Annotated in this window: 19 protein-coding genes; 16 read left to right on the forward strand and 3 right to left on the reverse strand. The window is 38.1% G+C overall.

Going from position 1 to position 17,313, the window contains the following annotated elements; all coding sequences use genetic code 11:
* Window positions 1-16 precede the first annotated feature (16 nt).
* Window positions 17-1,012, forward strand: coding sequence for an SCP2 sterol-binding domain-containing protein (locus AC6IWN_RS17230; protein WP_497989101.1), 996 nt, complete (start codon window positions 17-19; stop codon window positions 1,010-1,012).
* Window positions 1,013-1,244: 232 nt separating this feature from the next.
* Here the strand turns inward: AC6IWN_RS17230 and AC6IWN_RS17235 are convergent, their stop codons facing one another.
* Window positions 1,245-1,997: an ATP-binding protein gene (locus AC6IWN_RS17235; protein ID WP_497989103.1), complete on the reverse strand. Its 753-nt coding sequence runs from the start codon at window positions 1,995-1,997 to the stop codon at window positions 1,245-1,247.
* A gap of 197 nt (window positions 1,998-2,194) precedes the next feature.
* Here AC6IWN_RS17235 and AC6IWN_RS17240 point away from each other — a divergent pair, with 197 nt between their 5' ends.
* The 7 genes from AC6IWN_RS17240 (at window position 2,195) to AC6IWN_RS17270 (ending at window position 7,950) form a co-directional block, all read left to right on the forward strand.
* Window positions 2,195-2,605 (forward strand): HIT family protein, encoded by a 411-nt coding sequence (locus AC6IWN_RS17240; RefSeq protein WP_497989105.1) that lies wholly within the window; start codon window positions 2,195-2,197, stop codon window positions 2,603-2,605.
* Window positions 2,606-2,940: 335 nt separating this feature from the next.
* Window positions 2,941-3,318 carry a BlaI/MecI/CopY family transcriptional regulator gene (locus AC6IWN_RS17245; protein WP_497989107.1) on the forward strand — a complete coding sequence of 126 codons (378 nt, stop codon included), beginning with the start codon at window positions 2,941-2,943 and terminating at the stop codon, window positions 3,316-3,318.
* Between the two features lies 1 nt (window position 3,319).
* Window positions 3,320-4,642 (forward strand): M56 family metallopeptidase, encoded by a 1,323-nt coding sequence (locus AC6IWN_RS17250; RefSeq protein WP_497989109.1) that lies wholly within the window; start codon window positions 3,320-3,322, stop codon window positions 4,640-4,642.
* Window positions 4,643-4,646: 4 nt separating this feature from the next.
* Window positions 4,647-5,618, forward strand: coding sequence for a DUF362 domain-containing protein (locus AC6IWN_RS17255; protein ID WP_497989111.1), 972 nt, complete (start codon window positions 4,647-4,649; stop codon window positions 5,616-5,618).
* A 13-nt stretch (window positions 5,619-5,631) separates the two neighbouring features.
* Window positions 5,632-5,814: a twin-arginine translocase TatA/TatE family subunit gene (tatA, locus tag AC6IWN_RS17260; RefSeq protein ID WP_497989113.1), complete on the forward strand. Its 183-nt coding sequence runs from the start codon at window positions 5,632-5,634 to the stop codon at window positions 5,812-5,814.
* A complete protein-coding gene (gene tatC / locus AC6IWN_RS17265; RefSeq protein ID WP_497989115.1) occupies window positions 5,798-6,529 on the forward strand; it encodes a twin-arginine translocase subunit TatC in 732 nt (243 codons plus the stop codon). The genes tatA and tatC overlap by 17 nt, the downstream gene beginning before the upstream one ends.
* 17 nt (window positions 6,530-6,546) lie before the next feature.
* Window positions 6,547-7,950 carry a 4Fe-4S dicluster domain-containing protein gene (locus AC6IWN_RS17270; RefSeq protein WP_497989117.1) on the forward strand — a complete coding sequence of 468 codons (1,404 nt, stop codon included), beginning with the start codon at window positions 6,547-6,549 and terminating at the stop codon, window positions 7,948-7,950.
* Window positions 7,951-8,187: 237 nt separating this feature from the next.
* On the opposite strand, the gene murG is transcribed toward AC6IWN_RS17270, so the two are convergent.
* Both murG and AC6IWN_RS17280 read right to left on the reverse strand, forming a co-directional pair.
* Window positions 8,188-9,255: an undecaprenyldiphospho-muramoylpentapeptide beta-N-acetylglucosaminyltransferase gene (gene murG / locus AC6IWN_RS17275; protein ID WP_497989119.1), complete on the reverse strand. Its 1,068-nt coding sequence runs from the start codon at window positions 9,253-9,255 to the stop codon at window positions 8,188-8,190.
* On the reverse strand, window positions 9,252-9,503 hold the full coding sequence (locus tag AC6IWN_RS17280; RefSeq protein ID WP_497989121.1) for a TIGR03905 family TSCPD domain-containing protein: 252 nt from the start codon (window positions 9,501-9,503) through the stop codon (window positions 9,252-9,254). Before AC6IWN_RS17280 ends, murG begins: the two co-directional genes overlap by 4 nt.
* Before the next feature lie 251 nt (window positions 9,504-9,754).
* On the opposite strand from AC6IWN_RS17280, the gene AC6IWN_RS17285 reads away from it, so the two are divergent.
* The 8 genes from AC6IWN_RS17285 (at window position 9,755) to AC6IWN_RS17320 (ending at window position 17,196) form a co-directional block, all read left to right on the forward strand.
* Window positions 9,755-9,997: a hypothetical protein gene (locus tag AC6IWN_RS17285; protein ID WP_497989123.1), complete on the forward strand. Its 243-nt coding sequence runs from the start codon at window positions 9,755-9,757 to the stop codon at window positions 9,995-9,997.
* 88 nt (window positions 9,998-10,085) lie between these two features.
* Window positions 10,086-10,439: a DUF5362 family protein gene (locus AC6IWN_RS17290; RefSeq protein ID WP_497989124.1), complete on the forward strand. Its 354-nt coding sequence runs from the start codon at window positions 10,086-10,088 to the stop codon at window positions 10,437-10,439.
* Between the two features lie 13 nt (window positions 10,440-10,452).
* Window positions 10,453-11,067, forward strand: coding sequence for a cyclodeaminase/cyclohydrolase family protein (locus AC6IWN_RS17295; protein ID WP_497989126.1), 615 nt, complete (start codon window positions 10,453-10,455; stop codon window positions 11,065-11,067).
* Between the two features lie 37 nt (window positions 11,068-11,104).
* Window positions 11,105-11,491 carry an SdpI family protein gene (locus AC6IWN_RS17300; RefSeq protein ID WP_497989128.1) on the forward strand — a complete coding sequence of 129 codons (387 nt, stop codon included), beginning with the start codon at window positions 11,105-11,107 and terminating at the stop codon, window positions 11,489-11,491.
* 72 nt (window positions 11,492-11,563) lie between these two features.
* Window positions 11,564-12,262, forward strand: a complete 699-nt coding sequence (locus AC6IWN_RS17305) for a 5'-methylthioadenosine/adenosylhomocysteine nucleosidase (RefSeq protein ID WP_497989130.1) — start codon at window positions 11,564-11,566, stop codon at window positions 12,260-12,262.
* 304 nt (window positions 12,263-12,566) lie between these two features.
* A complete protein-coding gene (locus tag AC6IWN_RS17310) occupies window positions 12,567-13,511 on the forward strand; it encodes an AAA family ATPase (RefSeq protein ID WP_497989132.1) in 945 nt (314 codons plus the stop codon).
* A 69-nt stretch (window positions 13,512-13,580) separates the two neighbouring features.
* The gene (locus AC6IWN_RS17315) at window positions 13,581-14,789 is read left to right on the forward strand and encodes a DUF58 domain-containing protein (RefSeq protein ID WP_497989134.1); all 1,209 of its coding nucleotides are present in this window, start codon (window positions 13,581-13,583) and stop codon (window positions 14,787-14,789) included.
* 22 nt (window positions 14,790-14,811) lie between these two features.
* Window positions 14,812-17,196, forward strand: a complete 2,385-nt coding sequence (locus tag AC6IWN_RS17320; protein WP_497989135.1) for a transglutaminase domain-containing protein — start codon at window positions 14,812-14,814, stop codon at window positions 17,194-17,196.
* Window positions 17,197-17,313: the final 117 nt, after the last annotated feature.

Consider the following 17,313-nt stretch of genomic DNA (forward strand, 5'->3'; position numbering starts at 1 on the left):
GAGGAGAGATTGTAGAATGAAGATTAATATCTATTACGGTGGCAGGGGTTTGATTGAAGATCCAACACTCTATGTAATTAGCAAATTTACGTCAGTATTGGAAGAACTTCGGGTACAGGTGACAAGAATTAATCTGTATGAAGAGAAGAATGCAATCTCCATGCTGCCGAAAACCTTGAAGGAAGCGGATGGTGTAATCCTTGCAACGACTGTGGAGTGGATGGGTATTGGTGGCTTGATGACCAACTTTTTAGATGCATGTTGGTTGTATGCGGATAAGGAAAAGCTAAGCAAGCAATATATGCTGCCGATTGTTATGGCGAATACGGTGGGTGAACGAGATGCGGAGACTACACTGATTAAAGCCTGGGAAGTGCTTGGAGGAATTCCTTGCAATGGTGTAAGTGCTTATGTAGAAAGCCATGTGGAGTTTGAAACCAGCCCGGAATATGCAAAGATTATTGAGAAGGAGGCAGAAGCTTTTTACCGTACTATAAATCAGAAGAGTAAGATGTTACCGACAAGTCATTCTGTGATTCGACAGAATGTATTAAATAATACGATTGTGCTGACCCCTCAGGAGAGTGAGCAGCTGTCCATGTATGTGTCAGATGATGCATATGTAAAGAAGCAGAAGGAAGATATCGAGGAGCTTACACAGCTCTTTAAGGACATGATGGATAGCAACAGTACAGAGAGCGATCAGGATTTTATTAAGAATCTAAAGGATAATTTCCAACCGGTGGATGATTTTATCGCTTCTTATGCAATTACATTAACGGATGCGAAGAAAACCCTTATTATTGAGGTGAACGGAAAACGTCTCAAATGCTATTATGGTGAGAAAGCAGACGCGGATGTTATCGCTAAAACCACACACGCGATGATGAACAGACTTGTGCTGGGTCGTATTACATTTCAAGGGGCATTCATGTCCGGTGAATTAACTGCAAAAGGTAATTTTAAGACCTTGCGAACCTTTGATCAGGTATTCCAATTCAATATATTATAGAACGATAAATAGTAAATAAAATAATCATTATAAAAGCATGGCATATACGATTCAAACAAGAGCCGCTACCTGTAAGTTGAGACGGTTTTCTCTTAATAAGAATAGTAATTCGCCATGCTTTATTTTATACCAATTAAGATTTATTAGTGTGTTGAAAGCAATTATTAGATTTCTGGTTACGTGCACTTCGCTTGTTTAAGAAAGTTACTTATGGCACTTTGATTTTTTCAAACTACAAGGGCAACAATATGGAAAATGAGGTTAAATCTTCATCCGATTCCACACAGATACTTCCGTAGTGAAGGTCAATCACTTTCTTAACCAGAGCTAGTCCGATGCCGGTACCGCCTTTTTTGTACGTGACAAATGGAGTAAAGATATTGGAGATCTCATCTTCCGGGATTGGAGAACCATTATTTCCAATCTGAATCAATAGCTTAGAAGGAGCAGGGCATTCTCCTTCTTGATAGGACAAATGCACTCTTATGAAATTCCCTGAATCAGTTGCTTCTAATGCATTCTTAACCAGATTAGAAAAGACCTGTTTCATCTTAACACTGTCACATGCATAATCCTCAAAGTATTCTTCACAGTCAGGACTAATGGATAGAGATAGAGAAACGCCCTGAGTGAGAGCCTGTGGCATAAAGCTGTCGATAACATTTTGAATTAATTGTAATAAGTTGGTGCTTTCTTTATGTATATAATTACAGATATTTAATTGAGAAGCATCTGCCATGATATGTTCCATATCATTTAATAAATCCTGGAGCTGATCCCAGTATTTATACTCCCTTGCCTCCGGATGCTTTTGCTCTATATATTGAACTGTTCCCTTAAGCAACGCCAAGGGATTACGAAGTTCGTGTACAAACATGGAGGTCGTCTTCTTATTCTCGTCTATCATATTTTTAATGACATTTTCAAAATCAGGATTCGCTTTGACCATACATGCTAGAGCATCATTGTTAAATTCAGAAAACATAATGTAACCCCCTTTTTCCTCCATACAAATCGAAAAAGTATGTCGATTTGTATAACGCAAGAATAATTCCTGCAGTAAAATTAAATAAATAGTATTACGGTGTTGACATTGACCCAACAAATAGATAGTATCAAATTATGGAAAATTATGCAATCTTAACATTGCTACAAAAAGTGACATAGGAGGTTATTAACACAATGAGTAATTGTATCTTTTGTAAAATAATAGCGGGAGAGATTCCTTCTTCAACCGTATACGAGGATAATGATTTTAAGGCAATTATGGATATATTCCCTGCGGCGAAGGGACATGTAATTATTTTGCCGAAAAAACACTATCAAAATCTGTTTGAGCTAGATGAGGAGATATCGGCAAAAGCACTTGGGGTAGCAAAAAAAATTGCTATTGCTGTAAAAGATGAATTAAATTGCGACGGCATCAACATTCTTCAGAATAACGGAGAAGCTGCAGGTCAAACCGTGTTCCATTTCCATATGCATGTAATTCCAAGATATAATAGTGATAAGGTTCAGATAACCTGGAATCAAGGTAAGTATGATGAGGGTGAGGCAGAGTCCTTAGCAGCAGCAATCGCAGAAAGAATATAAATAAACCAAATACCCAGGGTTGTCACACAGATGTGTGGCAACCCTTATTACATATATAATTTTATATCATAATTAGCGTGTGATTATTATCATATTGAGAAGGTTTGTAGCTCTATGTGCAACAAGCGTATGAGGGATTCTCAGGAAGATAATAATTATACGCTATTTTTATATAAAATGTTAATATATGGTATTGACATTGATTTAAGACAGTTGTAAAATATGTATAACACAAATGTAGAAAATGACAAAGTAAGTGTGGAGTATTAAGAGTATCTGCACTATAAATGTGTGCTGATGTACCATTAGTGGGTGCCAGCAGAATGGAGACTGATATGAGAGAACTAAAAAAACTGCCTGATTCTGAATTTGAAATAATGAAAGTTGTTTGGTCAAATGAACCACCTATTTTTACCGGAACGGTTATGGAACAATTGGGGAAAGAAAAGGAATGGAAGGCACAAACGATCATTACCTTGTTAACAAGATTAGAAAAAAGGGGTTTTATTAGAAAAGAGAAAAAAGGGAAAGAGTTAACCTATTTTCCGATTGTTCAAAGAGAGGATTATTTAAAGTTCGAATCGAATGATTTTTTAAAGAGGTTTCACTCGAATTCATTATTTAGTCTGTTTGCTACTTTGTATAAAGACAAAAAATTAAGTGAGAAAGATTTGGATGAGTTGGAGAAGTGGCTAAAAGAAAAGAGGGAATAATATGAGCCGATTTTTATCTACGATGCTAAGTTGTTCAGTAGTAATGTCAGTAATATCATTAATATACTTGGGAGTACTTCCATATCTTAGAAAGCGATACTCAGCAAAATGGCTATATTATATATGGCTTATGGTAATCATCGGATGGATTATGCCATTTCGACCATATATCGGCTCAATCTTCATGACTTCAATTATGCCAAAGACGCAACAGTTACAAGGGGATTATAAGATATATAATCAACAGCTCTGCAATCTTCCAAGCCAATCAAATAGCATATCTCATATTTCCGTTATGCTGATTATGATCATCATATGGGCAGTGATTGCTGTGGGTGTAATTGGTTTCCAGATCTGGAGGCATGCACAGTTCCTTAAAATCGTAAAGAGATGGAGCAATGATGTTGAGGACCCGGAATTGTTACATCACTTATCACAGCTCAAGCATGAAATCGGAATAAAACATAAGGTGGCTATAAAAACATGCCCCACAATTGCCAGTCCGATGATGATTGGATTTTTTAAACCAACCATCTTAATGCCATCTGTGAAAATATCCTATGATGAACTGGACTTTATACTTAGGCATGAACTGTATCATTTAAAAAGAAAAGATTTGTGGTATAAAGCTATCGTACTATTAAGTACAGCGATTCACTGGTTCAATCCGCTAATCTATTATGTTGCAAAATCCATTGAGGTTCAATGTGAAATCTCCTGTGACGAATTATTAATAAAAAGAACTGATTTTACACAACGAAAGAGGTACGGAGAGACCTTAATCGGAGCAATAAGAAAAGGGAACAATTTACATACAGCGTTATCGACTGATTTCTACAGTAAGGAAAAGGTAATCAAGACCAGGCTAGTTCATATCATGGATACAACCAAAAAAAGTGCCGCACTCATCGTGCTGTGCCTAATATTTGTTCTAGTTCTTGGCTCCGGAACAGTGTACGGCTCCAATATTCTGGATGACTCTAAAACGACGCAAATTATTAATGTGGACGTGAAATCTCTTGAGAAGGGACAGCTTGCTTATATCGATGGATCTTACGTACTAAAAGCGGGAGATGTTATTAAATATGATATAACCTCTGATAACACACAGAGTATGTACGTCGATTTTATTAAAAAAGATAGTATAAAAGCCGACACTGATATACGATATCAGCCATTAAGGGGTTATATTATGGGATATCCTAATTGCCAATCCACAGTCTATAAGGGGTTGGAGGGAGAGTTTTGTGTATTAGTGAAATTCAGTGATTTAGATGCGGGAAACAATATTAAAGGTAAGATTGAAATAGTGAGAGGAGAATAGTGGAGTGGATAAAAAGATCAATAGAAGGCAATTTATCGGCTATGCCGGCGCAGGAATCATATCATTGGGATTATCAGGCTGTAAAGTATTTAACCAATCAGATGCCAAGTTAACACCAACCATAACCCCTACGAGTGTACCAACTGGTATACCGACTCCGAAACCAACTCAGCCTGTGGTGAAAACAGTAAGTGAATTAGTGGTTGCCCATGGAAATGATCCGAAAAGCTTGATTCAAAATGGATTAAAAGCAATCGGAGGACTCGGTAAAGTAGTGAAAAAGGGAAACATAGTAGTGATAAAACCCAATTTTAGTGTTATCCGAAGTCCGGAAGAAGCAGCTACAACAAATCCTGAACTGGTTGGGGCGGTTGTGAAAGAGTGTTTTAAAGCCGGTGCAAAAGAAGTTAAGGTAATTGATTTTCCTTTTATGAGTCCAATCTGTCTCAACAAGAGTGGTATTCAAGATGCAGTGGAGAAGGCCGGTGGAAAAGCATATTGCATAGACATGAAAAAGTTTTACAAAGAAGTAAATATGGGCGGTGTTGTCCTAAAGGATACATTGTACTCAAAGGATGTACTGGATGCAGATGTATTAATTAATATGCCAGTATTAAAGCATCATAATGTAACGAGGGTTACGATGGGATTAAAAAATATGATGGGATTGGTTTGGGATCGAGAGCATTTTCACAGCTCCGATTTAGAGCAAGGAATCGCAGAACTTACGGCTTACCGCAAACCGGATCTTATTATTATGGATGCAATAAGAGGGATTACGGAAAATGGCCCGATTGGTCCCGGTGCTATTAAAGAGTGGAATCAGGTTATCTTCGGAGTAGATCCTGTCGCAGTTGATGCATATGCAGCGGATTTGTTTGAGTTAAATCCTATGGATATAAGATGCTTATCAATCGCATATAGTCTTGGTTTAGGTCAGATCGATCTAAAGAAGATAAAAGTGCAAAAAGTGTGAAAGAGGTGATATCATGTTTGGAAATATTGGTGTGATGGAGTTAGTTTTAATTCTACTTGTTGCTCTCGTGATTTTTGGACCGGGGAAGCTTCCTGAGGTTGGGAAATCATTGGGGAAAAGTATCGGTGAGTTTAAGGAAGCCTTAAGAAAATCAGAAAAAACAATTAAGGATAGTTTGAATGATGATGAAAAATGAGACCATGATGCAACACTTGAAAGAGTTGCGGCAGGGTATAATAATCTCTCTGCTTGCCTTTTTGACGGGTGCACTCGTTTGCTACTTTTTGCTGGATGATACCTTGATGTCCATAGTATTTGATCCGATTCGCCATATTGGCAAAGATGTAGTGCTTACCGGTGTTGCGGAAGGGTTTATGATTCAGCTAAAGCTCGCATGTATTGGAGGAATCATTCTATCCGCGCCTATCATCTTATGGCAGATAATCTGGTTTGTATTACCCGCACTATATAAGAGTGAAATGAAAGTGTTCTTAATATATTTTTCACTCTCACTCGTATTATTTATCTCAGGAATTATGCTTGGGTATTTATATGTTCTGGGGATTGGATTACATACATTTTTAATTGATTATAATAAGGGATTTGCTACAATGATATCGGCAAGCAGATATATATCCTTTGTTTTAAGCTTTTTACTTCCGTTTGGATTAATATTTCAAATCCCATTGATAACATATTTCTTCAGCTATATTGGTTTGATTAAACCAGGTTTTATGAGGAAAAAACGAGCCTACGCAATTCTTATTATACTAGTCTTTGCCGCTGTACTTACACCTCCTGATATTCTATCACAGATTTTACTATCCTTACCAATGATATTACTTTATGAAATAAGTATCCTTATAGCTGCGTTTGTGGACAAAAAGAGAAAACGGAAACAGTCACAATAAAACGGGAGGATATTGTAATGAAGCAAAGGTTAATTACTATAGTTCGGTATACAGTTCAATTCATAATACTGGCTTTTTACGTATATTTGTTTACAAACCTATTTTATCCACTGGAAGGGCATGCTGATATCTTAAAAAAATTTTCCTGGCTTGATCCATGGGGGTTAATTAATTATATACGCGCACAGGGTAATATTCCGGTATGGACCGCGCTGTCATTGATTACAATAGCCTCCGTGTTCGTCCTTGGAAGAGTATTCTGCGGTTGGTTCTGTCCGTTTGGTACGCTACTTATGATTATTGATAAAGCAATTCGTTTTATAACCGGAAAATTAAGATTTAGAAGAATAGAAAAACTAAAATTGTGGTTAATAAAGCGTGTACAGCCATATCGATATGTATGGTTGATATTCCTATTCCTTTTATTTATCTTCGGAATCAATGTAGCATACATGCTAACACCTTTTGCATTGTTTAGCGACGGGATAGTGAAGAGTCTTATGGGTAAAATTCCGTGGCTGCTAATAATTGTTATTATACTAACAATCGTATTCTCTAGAATATGGTGCTCGGTTATATGCCCGACAGGTTTACTACTATCTGTTTTTAGCCATAATCGTTTGTTCAGATACCAAGCCACGGAAGGCTGCGTTCATTGCTCAAAATGTACAAAAGCTTGCTCCGTAGGAGCCGATCCGGTAGATACAGGAATAAGTAAAGATAACTGCATTGTGTGCGGTGATTGTAAAAGGGCATGTAAAACCAATGCAATCGAGTTTAAATTATTAAGTTTTAAGAAAAGTAGAGCGGAAGCTAAGTCTGATACTAAGTTTAATTCAAAGAAGAAAACCACTGAAAAAAAAAGGGAGCAAGTACATTCAAGGCGTCAGTTCCTCAAGTTTTCTGCTGCAGGGTTATTCGCCGCAGCGGTTGTTCTGGGGGAGAAGACGGTGTTTGCGATGAAAAAAGTTTTACGTCCACCTGGCTCCATATCAGAGGAGACATTCGCATCCGTATGTAATCGTTGTGGAAGATGTATGAAGGTATGCCCGAATAAGGCTTTAAAGCCAATGGGTCTTGAGAATGGGATAGAAACCTATGGAACGCCTTATATCAAACCACGTGAAGCAAGTTGCTGTTTATGCTTTTCCTGCCATGAAGTATGTCCAACGGGTGCGATAAAAAAGGTGGAATTTGAACAGGTGCATATGGGCAAGGCGGTTCTGTACAAAGATAGATGCCTAGTATGGGATCAGAACAAGTTGTGCTTAATCTGTATGGAGCAATGCCCAACCGGAGCAGTAAAATACGACGAACAGAATAGGCCTATTGTTCATACCGAGCTGTGCATTGGTTGTGGATCCTGTGAGAAATGCTGTGCAGTGAAAGGTGAAGCAGCTATTCGAGTTACACCCAAATAAGTAATTCCCCCAATAAATTAATTATAAAAGCTAATAAAAGGGTCATGATGATAACTTTATTTAACAAAGTTATTTTATCATGACCCTTTTGTGTAAATTTACATTATGATCAGGCGATCGAAAGCCTTGAGAATAAAGTTAAGATTCATATATGCGGAATTGCTTATCACTATGAATTGCGAAACAAATATTCTTATGAACTAATACATGGAAGAAAGCCTATTAATAAACGAATCTTTATTTACTTGATACTTCTTTGATCAGTTTGATTATCGTATCAATCGCATTATTTAATTCACTCTTATTCATAGCAGTGATATATTCCTCTTTTTTCTCCATAACCGCTTTGATGGATTCCATCAACGAAGCCGGTGTTACATTCTCCTCATTCAAAACAAGGGAAAAGCCTTGTTTCTCAAAGGACTGTGCATTTAGAATCTGATCGCCTCGGCTAGAAGCTGCAGGCAGAGGAATTAAGATATTTGGCTTTCTTAATGCAAGCAACTCGCAGATTGCATTTGCTCCTGCTCGGGAGATTGCAATGTCAGCTGCAGCAAACAGATCTCTAAGCTCGCCCTTAATGTATTCATATTGAACATATCCGACCGTATGGTTTAAGGACTCCTCCAGATTGCCCTTACCACATAGATGAATCACCTGATAATCCAGCAGAAGGTCAGGAAGAATGCTTCGAATTGCATCATTAATCGCTCTAGAACCGGTACTTCCTCCGATAATTAAGATAACTGGCTTATTGGCAGAAAAACCACAGAAGTCAAGTCCTTTGATGCGATTGCCGGTGAATAATTCTTTACGAATCGGAGTACCTGTAAGTACTGCCTTCTGCTCAGGAAGGTACTTCACGGTTTCAGGAAAGTTTGCACATACCTTCGTTGCAGAGGGCAGTGCCAGTTTATTAGCCAGTCCGGGAGTCATATCAGATTCATGGATGATTACCGGAATTTTATGTTTTTTTGCTGCGAGTACAACAGGAACGGTTACGAATCCACCCTTCGAAAACACAACATCAGGTTTTAATTTCTTCAATAATTTACTTGCTTCAAAATATCCCTTAACAACCTTAAAGGGATCAGAGAAATTCTTAGGATCAAAATATCTTCGTAACTTACCAGAGGAGATACCGTGGTAAGGAATCTGATATTCTTCAATTAATTTTTTCTCGATACCGTCATAGGAACCGATGTACTGAATGTCATAATCTGCATTTTTAAGCTCGGGTAATAAAGCGATACAAGGGGTCACATGTCCGGCGGTTCCACCTCCGGTTAAAACGATGCGCTTCATGCATTTTGCCTCCATTCCTTTAAAGCTTTTGCTAATTGATCCGGGCAAGAAGTAGGTCTAAAACCACATTGGATACCATCTAAGCGGGAAATTACTTCATCCACCTTCATTCCAATCAGTAGACTGGAAAGACCGCTGGCATTACCTGCACAGCCTCCGATAAATTCTACTTTGTTGATTACTCCACTGGTTTCATCAATGTCAAACTTTATTTCACGGCTACAGACGCCGGCTGGTTTATATGTCATATTATATCCCTTTCCTTTTGTTCTTTATATTTTATGAGAGTTGAATCATCTAGGGCACTCTTAATCGAGTACATTGTATATCAAGCCTCTGTTTTTTGCAATGCTTTCCTTGCAAAATTCATAGGAGAAGAGATATAAGAGAATGGATGGAAGGTTCTAATTAATTATTAATGTGCTTTTAAGTAATCTATACTTTACAGAGAATATGTTTAAGTGATACGCTTCCTTTAAAAGGGTAGATGGAGGGAATTATGATAACTATTTTTAATAGAAAAGAAGTTCTTATAACGATGGATGCACAAAAGTTTTATGAAATGACGGGAAAGCTTAGAGATGCAAATATTAAGTATGATTATAAAATCCGAAGCATGATGGGAAGTGGACAATCGCGAGTTGGCATGATTGGTCTGAATCATAAGTTAATGAATCAATACTACCTATATGTGCATAAAAAGGATGTTGAAATTGCTCAATATGCGATAAATAAAAGATAAAGAATTAATTATTTATGCAGATGATATATTCCTAGGAAGCTGATATAATAGGACTGTACTAAAGTGAAATAGGTGAGGAGAAGAACAGATGAATCAGAATTTGAAACAATTAGCCACCTGGTCAAAAGTAGTAGGTGTGTTCTTTATTATCGGTGGTGTTGTAGAATGTCTTACAATCATAGGAGTTATAGTTGGTTGGTTATATATCCTATTAGGGATTAAGTTAGTAAATGCATCAAAAGAGGCGAGAGACATGAATCGAATGCCAATTCCGGTCAACAGCAACTTGGATCGTATGCTTCGGGAATTCAAAGGCTTCTTCAAAGGTATGGGTATCTACTTTATTGTTGTTGCATCATTTGCTCTATTTGCAATTATCATTTTTTCAATATTATTGGTTATCACAGCCTTAAGAGGAGCTGGTGGAATAAATCAGTTTTAAGGTGGACACGAATATGGATAGAACGATTCAAACATTTATAGCGGAATTGTCCTCCGGCTCACCGGTACCCGGTGGAGGAGGAGCGAGTGCATTGGTTGGAGCTGTGGGGATAGCATTATGCTCTATGGTGGCGAATTTAACGCTGAAGCAACCGATGGACTCTCAGGACAGATTAGTATTAGAGAAGATCTTAGTAAGGGCGCAGAAATTATCCGGCCATCTGTTAGAATTGATACAGAAGGACGGTGAAGTGTTTGAGCCATTAGCGAGGGCTTACCATCTCCCATTGGAAGAACCGAACCGAGATCAGATTTTGGAGGAGGCTCTTGTGACGGCCGCTTCGGTACCTATGGAGATAATAGATGAGGTTCATCAAATCATTGAGATCATTGAAGAGCTGCTGAGAAGGGGAACAAAGTTTGCTATCAGTGATGTCGGAGTAGCCGCCTCCACTTGCCGCAGTGCCCTTGAGAGCAGTGCAATGAATGTATTCATTAATACTACACTCATGAAAAACAGGGAATATGCGTCAGTGTTGGAGATGAATGCACAGTCGTTACTATTGGATGGTGTAAGACGTTGCGATGTTGTCTATCAACAAATCATGAAAGATCTAATAACCAATTAGTTTAAAAAAATATGTGAATATACCAAAGGAGTTTTATATGGGCTTAAAAATATTTGTATTTGTATTTAATTTATTAATCCCTGTTATGATATTAATTCTGGGGTTGATTTTTAAAAATGTTTCCACAAAGATCAATTATATCTATGGTTACAGAACGGTTCGTGCCATGAAAAATCAAGATACCTGGGAGTTTGCCAATAAATATTACGGCTCTATCAGTATAAAGATGGGTATCATATTCACTACCATTGGTCTCGTAATTAGTTTGATAACTATGAATTACGATACAACGGTACAGGGAATTGTAATGATTATATGGGTCACAGTGCAAACCATAGCAATCATTGCTACGATTCCTCCGGTGGAGAAGGCATTAAAGAAAACTTTTGATGACAATGGCAATCGAAGAGTTGATGGTAAATAGTAAATAATTTAATGCATCATCAGCTGAGTTTAAATATTTAAGAGACAATGATAGGATAGATGGAGGTACAGGATGAAGAAAATTGGTATTATCGGTGCAATGGATGAAGAGGTTGCAATTTTAAAGAGTCGTCTAGAAGGGGCGACCATAAAGACGATTGCGTCCATGGAATTTTGTGAGGGGCAATTACGGGGGAAGGATGTTGTTGTGGTTCGTTGCGGTATCGGTAAGGTGAATGCCGCGGTATGTACGCAGGTATTGGCTGATTTATATCAGGTAGAAGCAGTAATCAATACTGGTGTGGCTGGTTCTTTGCGACAGGAGATAGATATTGCAGACATTGTACTTTCAACAGATACACTCCAGCATGATATGGATGCTACTGCATTCGGCTATGGGATTGGAGAAATTCCTAGAATGGACAAGTCCATTTTTGAAGCGGATAAACAGCTACTGATGCTTGCGCAGGACGTATGTGCGAACGTACTCCCTAATGTTGGAGTACATGTTGGCCGCGTAGTTAGCGGTGATCAATTTGTATCTGATAACGGCAAGAAGGGATGGCTCGTGGAGAACTTCGATGGATTCTGTACCGAGATGGAAGGCGCTGCAATTGCGCATACAGCATATTTAAACGGAATTCCGTTCTTGATTATTAGAGCAATATCTGACAAAGCTGATAACAGTGCGCATATGTCCTATACTGATTTTGAACATATCGCAATCGACAACGGTATCAAGCTTTTGGATGGTCTGCTTGCTAAATTATAAATTATGACGATGTACTTAAGTATAGTTATCTTCTGATTTAAAACCACTTATTTTCGTATCTTTAATTTGACTTCGAGGTATATTAATTGTCAAATTAAGATCAAATTAAGTGGTTTTTTATTGTTAAAGTTTGCTGCGATGGTAGTTTTTGGTATATAATTATTGTTAAGTTAGTATAAATGTAATTATTTCCTTGCGGTAAAATTGGTAATTTATTATAATTAAGCTATATAAGTAATAAGGGTGTTGGGAAGTTTAGTGGAAAAGGAGAGGTTTCCACTGAATCTAAAGATGGGAGGAGTTTATGGAAAATCAATTTAAATTATCTAAAATGGTACATAACATGGAACAAATCATCGTAGGAAAGCGGGAAGTAATTGAGCATACCTTAATTACACTTTTGGCAGGAGGTCATCTTTTGTTGGAGGATGTACCGGGTGTGGGTAAGACGACACTAGCTAAAACACTAGCACAGACAATAAATTGTGGATTTACAAGAATTCAGTTTACACCAGATACGCTCCCGAGCGATGTTACAGGGTTATCAATCTATAATATGCAAACCGGTAAATTTGAATATTCCAGGGGAGCTATCATGAACAATATTGTCCTGGCGGATGAGATCAATCGAACATCGCCTAAGACACAAGCAAGTTTGCTAGAAGCGATGGAGGAAAAGCAGGTAACTGTGGATGGGGTTACTTATCCGATTGGGCTTCCATTTATGGTTATTGCAACACAAAATCCGGTTGACTACCTTGGTACTTACAACCTGCCTGAGGCGCAGTTGGATCGTTTTATGATGAAATTATCCATTGGATACCCACATGTAGGTGATGAGCAGGTGATGGTAGACAGATTTTTAAATCATCAGCTTACGCAGGCGATAGAAGCGGTTGTGGAAGGGTCTGATATATTATTGATGCAAAAGGAAGTTGAGCAGGTAAAGGTAAATCAGGATCTGGTTACATATGCAACAAAAATAATTCATGAGACCAGAAGAGACAGTAATATTTTACTTGGTGCAAGCCCCAGAGCAACACTGGCACTACTTCGTGCAGGACAGGCGATGGCTTATCTGTCGGGAAGGAGTTATTGTATCCCGGATGATATTATTAAACTGGTAGAACCGGTTCTTGCTCATCGAATCATCATGTCGCCGGAAGCAAGACTATCCCAAATCAAAGCTGGGACGGCTTTAAAAACAATCCTAAATAAGATAGCGGTACCTGTATTGGCATCAGTATAGGGGGTAATGTAAAATTTTACACTATAATTTTACCTGAGGGCTTAAAGTCCGCAGCATATGAGGAAGGGCATGGTTATTTTTATGAGAATAAATCGTATGGTTTGTTTTTTGCTCATCATCGGAAGTGGGGTATATGCTTCCTATTATGGAGGTAATATTTCTTACGCACTATTCTATCTGGCGCTTTTGCTTCCCGTCTCCGCCGTGCTTTATACACTGTATGTCTATACCCGATTTAAGCTATATCAATCCATGGAAAGCTATATCGTGGTAAAGGGAGACTGGACAAAGTATGACTTTGTTGTGGCAAATGAGAACTATATTACATTTCGAAATATCAAGGTTAATTTTTTAGGTGATAAATCAACGATAGAGTCAGCAATATCTGGTACGGAGTATAGTTTACTACCAAGTGAAAGTGAGAGATTAGAGACACGACTTCGGTGTAATTACCGTGGAGAGTATTTTGTAGGAGTAGATTCAATTGAGGTAACTGATTTCCTGTTTCTATTTAAAATAACGTATCCCGTCAGAAGCAAGATAAATGCAACAGTTTTGCCACGTATTGTGCATCTGGATCGAATGGCAATTGCACCTTCTCAAAATGATGTGAAGAATCCGATGCGATTTTCTAATTCGGCGGAGGAGGAATTGGACACCGAGGTAAGAAAATATCTTCCGGGTGACTCAAGGAAGAAGATTCATTGGAAGGCTTCCGCTAGAATGAGAGAGCTAATTAGTAGAAAGTATCAATATATTCCTAAGGCACAGACCGTCATCTATATGGATTTGAAGAAGATTAAGGATGACGATATGAAGGTAGTTATTACAGAGGATAAGATTATCGAATGTGTGCTGGCTTTGTCAAACTTTTACGCTCGTCAAAGAACACCCTCACATATTGTCAGCAATATGGAGGAAAGAAAATTGATTACAATCCGTTCTGTAGAAGAGTTTAATGCATTCTATAAAACCTGTGCAAAGATACGATTTGTGTCAGAACAGCCTATCACAGAGTTGATGAAGGAAAAGATTCTGTTGGAGGGTCAGGGATTATTCTATGTGGTGGTAACACATGATTTGACGAAGGAGTTATATATGAATTCGTTGCAGCTGGTGGAGAGCGGTAATCATGTAAGTATCCTGTGGGTATGTGATGACACTTCAGATAGTACGAAGAGCCTGGCAGAAGGGATGAAGCTATCGGGAATTAACGTATATCAGATTATGTCGGAAGATGAAATTGGAGAGGTATTAGCTAAAGGGAACGTATTATAGCAAATGCTTGGGGGGCAAGAGAATGCTAAAAGACAGAGAAAAACTATATCAGGCATACCATACCATGTTAAGCATGTCCTTAACATGGGCGTTTGTGCTGGTGCTGAATCAATATTTTAATCTTAAAATGCCGATGTGGCAATCCGCTGTATTTTCGTTTATTCCGGTAATACTAGTCAGTGTATTTATTATAAATCGTAAAAATGTAATTAGTTATATTGTGGTCGGTGGCACGATATCCGTAATAGGTGTTATTCTATTTATAACAAAGATAAACCTGGTAAAGTGGATTCAGGAGTTTATTCATTGGTGTAATACTTATAATGGAAGCAAGCGCCTATATCAAATGCGTTTTGCTTATTTAGCGATCTTTTTGTTAGCAATTGTGAGTGCGGTTTTATTCTATCTGTTGATAAAAATTGAGTTTACGAAGATATGTCTGGCCATTACCATTATCATCATGCTGTTTGTGCTGAGTATTAACAAGATGGATGTAAGCAAAGTAGTTGTTGGCATCAGTATCTTTTATATACTAACTGTTTTGATTGAATTGTTTGGAATAATCTATTGTAAAAGGGTAGGAAGGCAGGATAAGAAGGAAGGGATACTTTATCTGGTACCTATTGGCCTGATCATAGCTTTCATTGCGGTAGCACTTCCTTCAAAATCGGAGCCAATTCGATGGACATTTGTTAAAAACATATATACCAGTACAAGGGAAGCACTTGAGCAGGTGCAATTGGATTGGGATTTCTACTTTGGCGGAAGTGGTGAGTATTTTACGGTAACAGGATTCTCAGATAAAAAAGGAGATCTTAGTTCCGGAAGTGAGTTACATACGGGAACGAAGGATGTGCTTGGTGTTGGAGGATTGATCGGTGGAACAAAAGTGTATCTGACCGGTTCCATTAGTAACGAATATACCGGGCACAGCTGGGAAGCCAGTAAGAATAATTACTTTGAAGGAGATAAGGAATATAATCTTGACTATCTCGAATTGTTCTATGCACTTTCAAGAAGAGATGAATACTCATTAGAAAAATATGCATTTATGCGTAGAAATCATGTGAATCTCACTTATGTTAATATTAAAACGAAGACGGTATTTTTTCCACTTAAAACCTGTAGATTTACCACCGAAAATGACTATCAGTTCTTAGATCAGGCACCGCAGATTACATTTTCAAAGAGAAGAGGAAAAGGGACTGTGTATGCAGCCGATTACTTAGATCTGAATCTGGAAGGCAAGGCATTTCAAACGATGTTGCGGGAAGCTGATTCTTTTACCTATGGGAAGGCACCCGTGGTAAGTGAGAAGAAAGTGAGAATATTAGAGCGCTACTCCTTAACCAGTGGTCAAATATTTAACCCGGAGAATATGGAGCTTAATTACCAAAAGCTGAAGGAACGTGAGCAGATGATTCGCACCCAGTATACTCAGCTACCGGAGGAACTGCCTGACAGAGTGAGACAGCTAGCACTTCAAATTACTGCGAAATATGACAATGATTTCGACAAGCTGAAGGCAATAGAAGCCTATCTGAAAAAATATCCCTATTCCGTAAAGACGGATAAGGTTCCCAAAGGACAGGACTTTGTAGATTATTTTCTGTTCGAGGGCAAGAAAGGATATTGTACCTCCTATGCTTCAGCGATGGCAGTGTTGGGACGCTGCATCGGCGTACCAACCAGATATGTGGAAGGCTATGCTGCTGAGATGAAAGAATTTAAAAAAGACAAATATGTTGTACGTAACGATTGTGCACATGCCTGGACAGAGGCTTATATTAACGGTGTTGGTTGGATTCCCTTTGAGGCGACTTCTCCCTACTATTCCAACAGATATCTAAAGTGGGCAGAGGAAATACCTAAGGTTAATACGAATAAAGGGACAAAGAATAACTATGACCATCCTCAAAATACAAATCAACATCAAAAGGATATAAAAAATAAGGATAAGAACGGCAATAACGAAGTGTTAAGGATAGTGGTTATATGTTTCCTTGTAATCTGCGGTATCATCCTTACCATACTCTTGTATTACAATATTCTAAAGCTTCGATATAAACATGAATTCAAGCAAGCAGATTATAGTAAGAAGATGTACCTTCAGTTTCTGCATATATTAAGATTATTAAGTAAAATGGGATTCCCTCTTGATCGACAGGAAACCATTCAAATGCTTGCAAACAGGGTAAAGAATCATTATCTTTTTGATCGTGTCACTTTCCAGGACGTAGCCACGATCTATATGAGCTATCGATATGCAGAAATGCCGGTAAGTAAGTATCAATATAATCATGTAACACGATTCTATGAAGGGCTATACGAACAATATAAGAAAGAACAAAAGCCCTATAAGATATGGCTTGAGGAATTTGCATTCCTCGCCAAACGAAACAGATGATTATGTATTTACGAGGGACGGTGAAGTGGCTGGGGGTATCAGATTACTCCCAGCCACTTCACCTGTCTATGTAAATAGGAAAGGCGAGGATATAAATAGCTAACCTAATTTTTAATG

Source organism: Variimorphobacter sp. HTMS_6, from assembly GCF_059717775.1.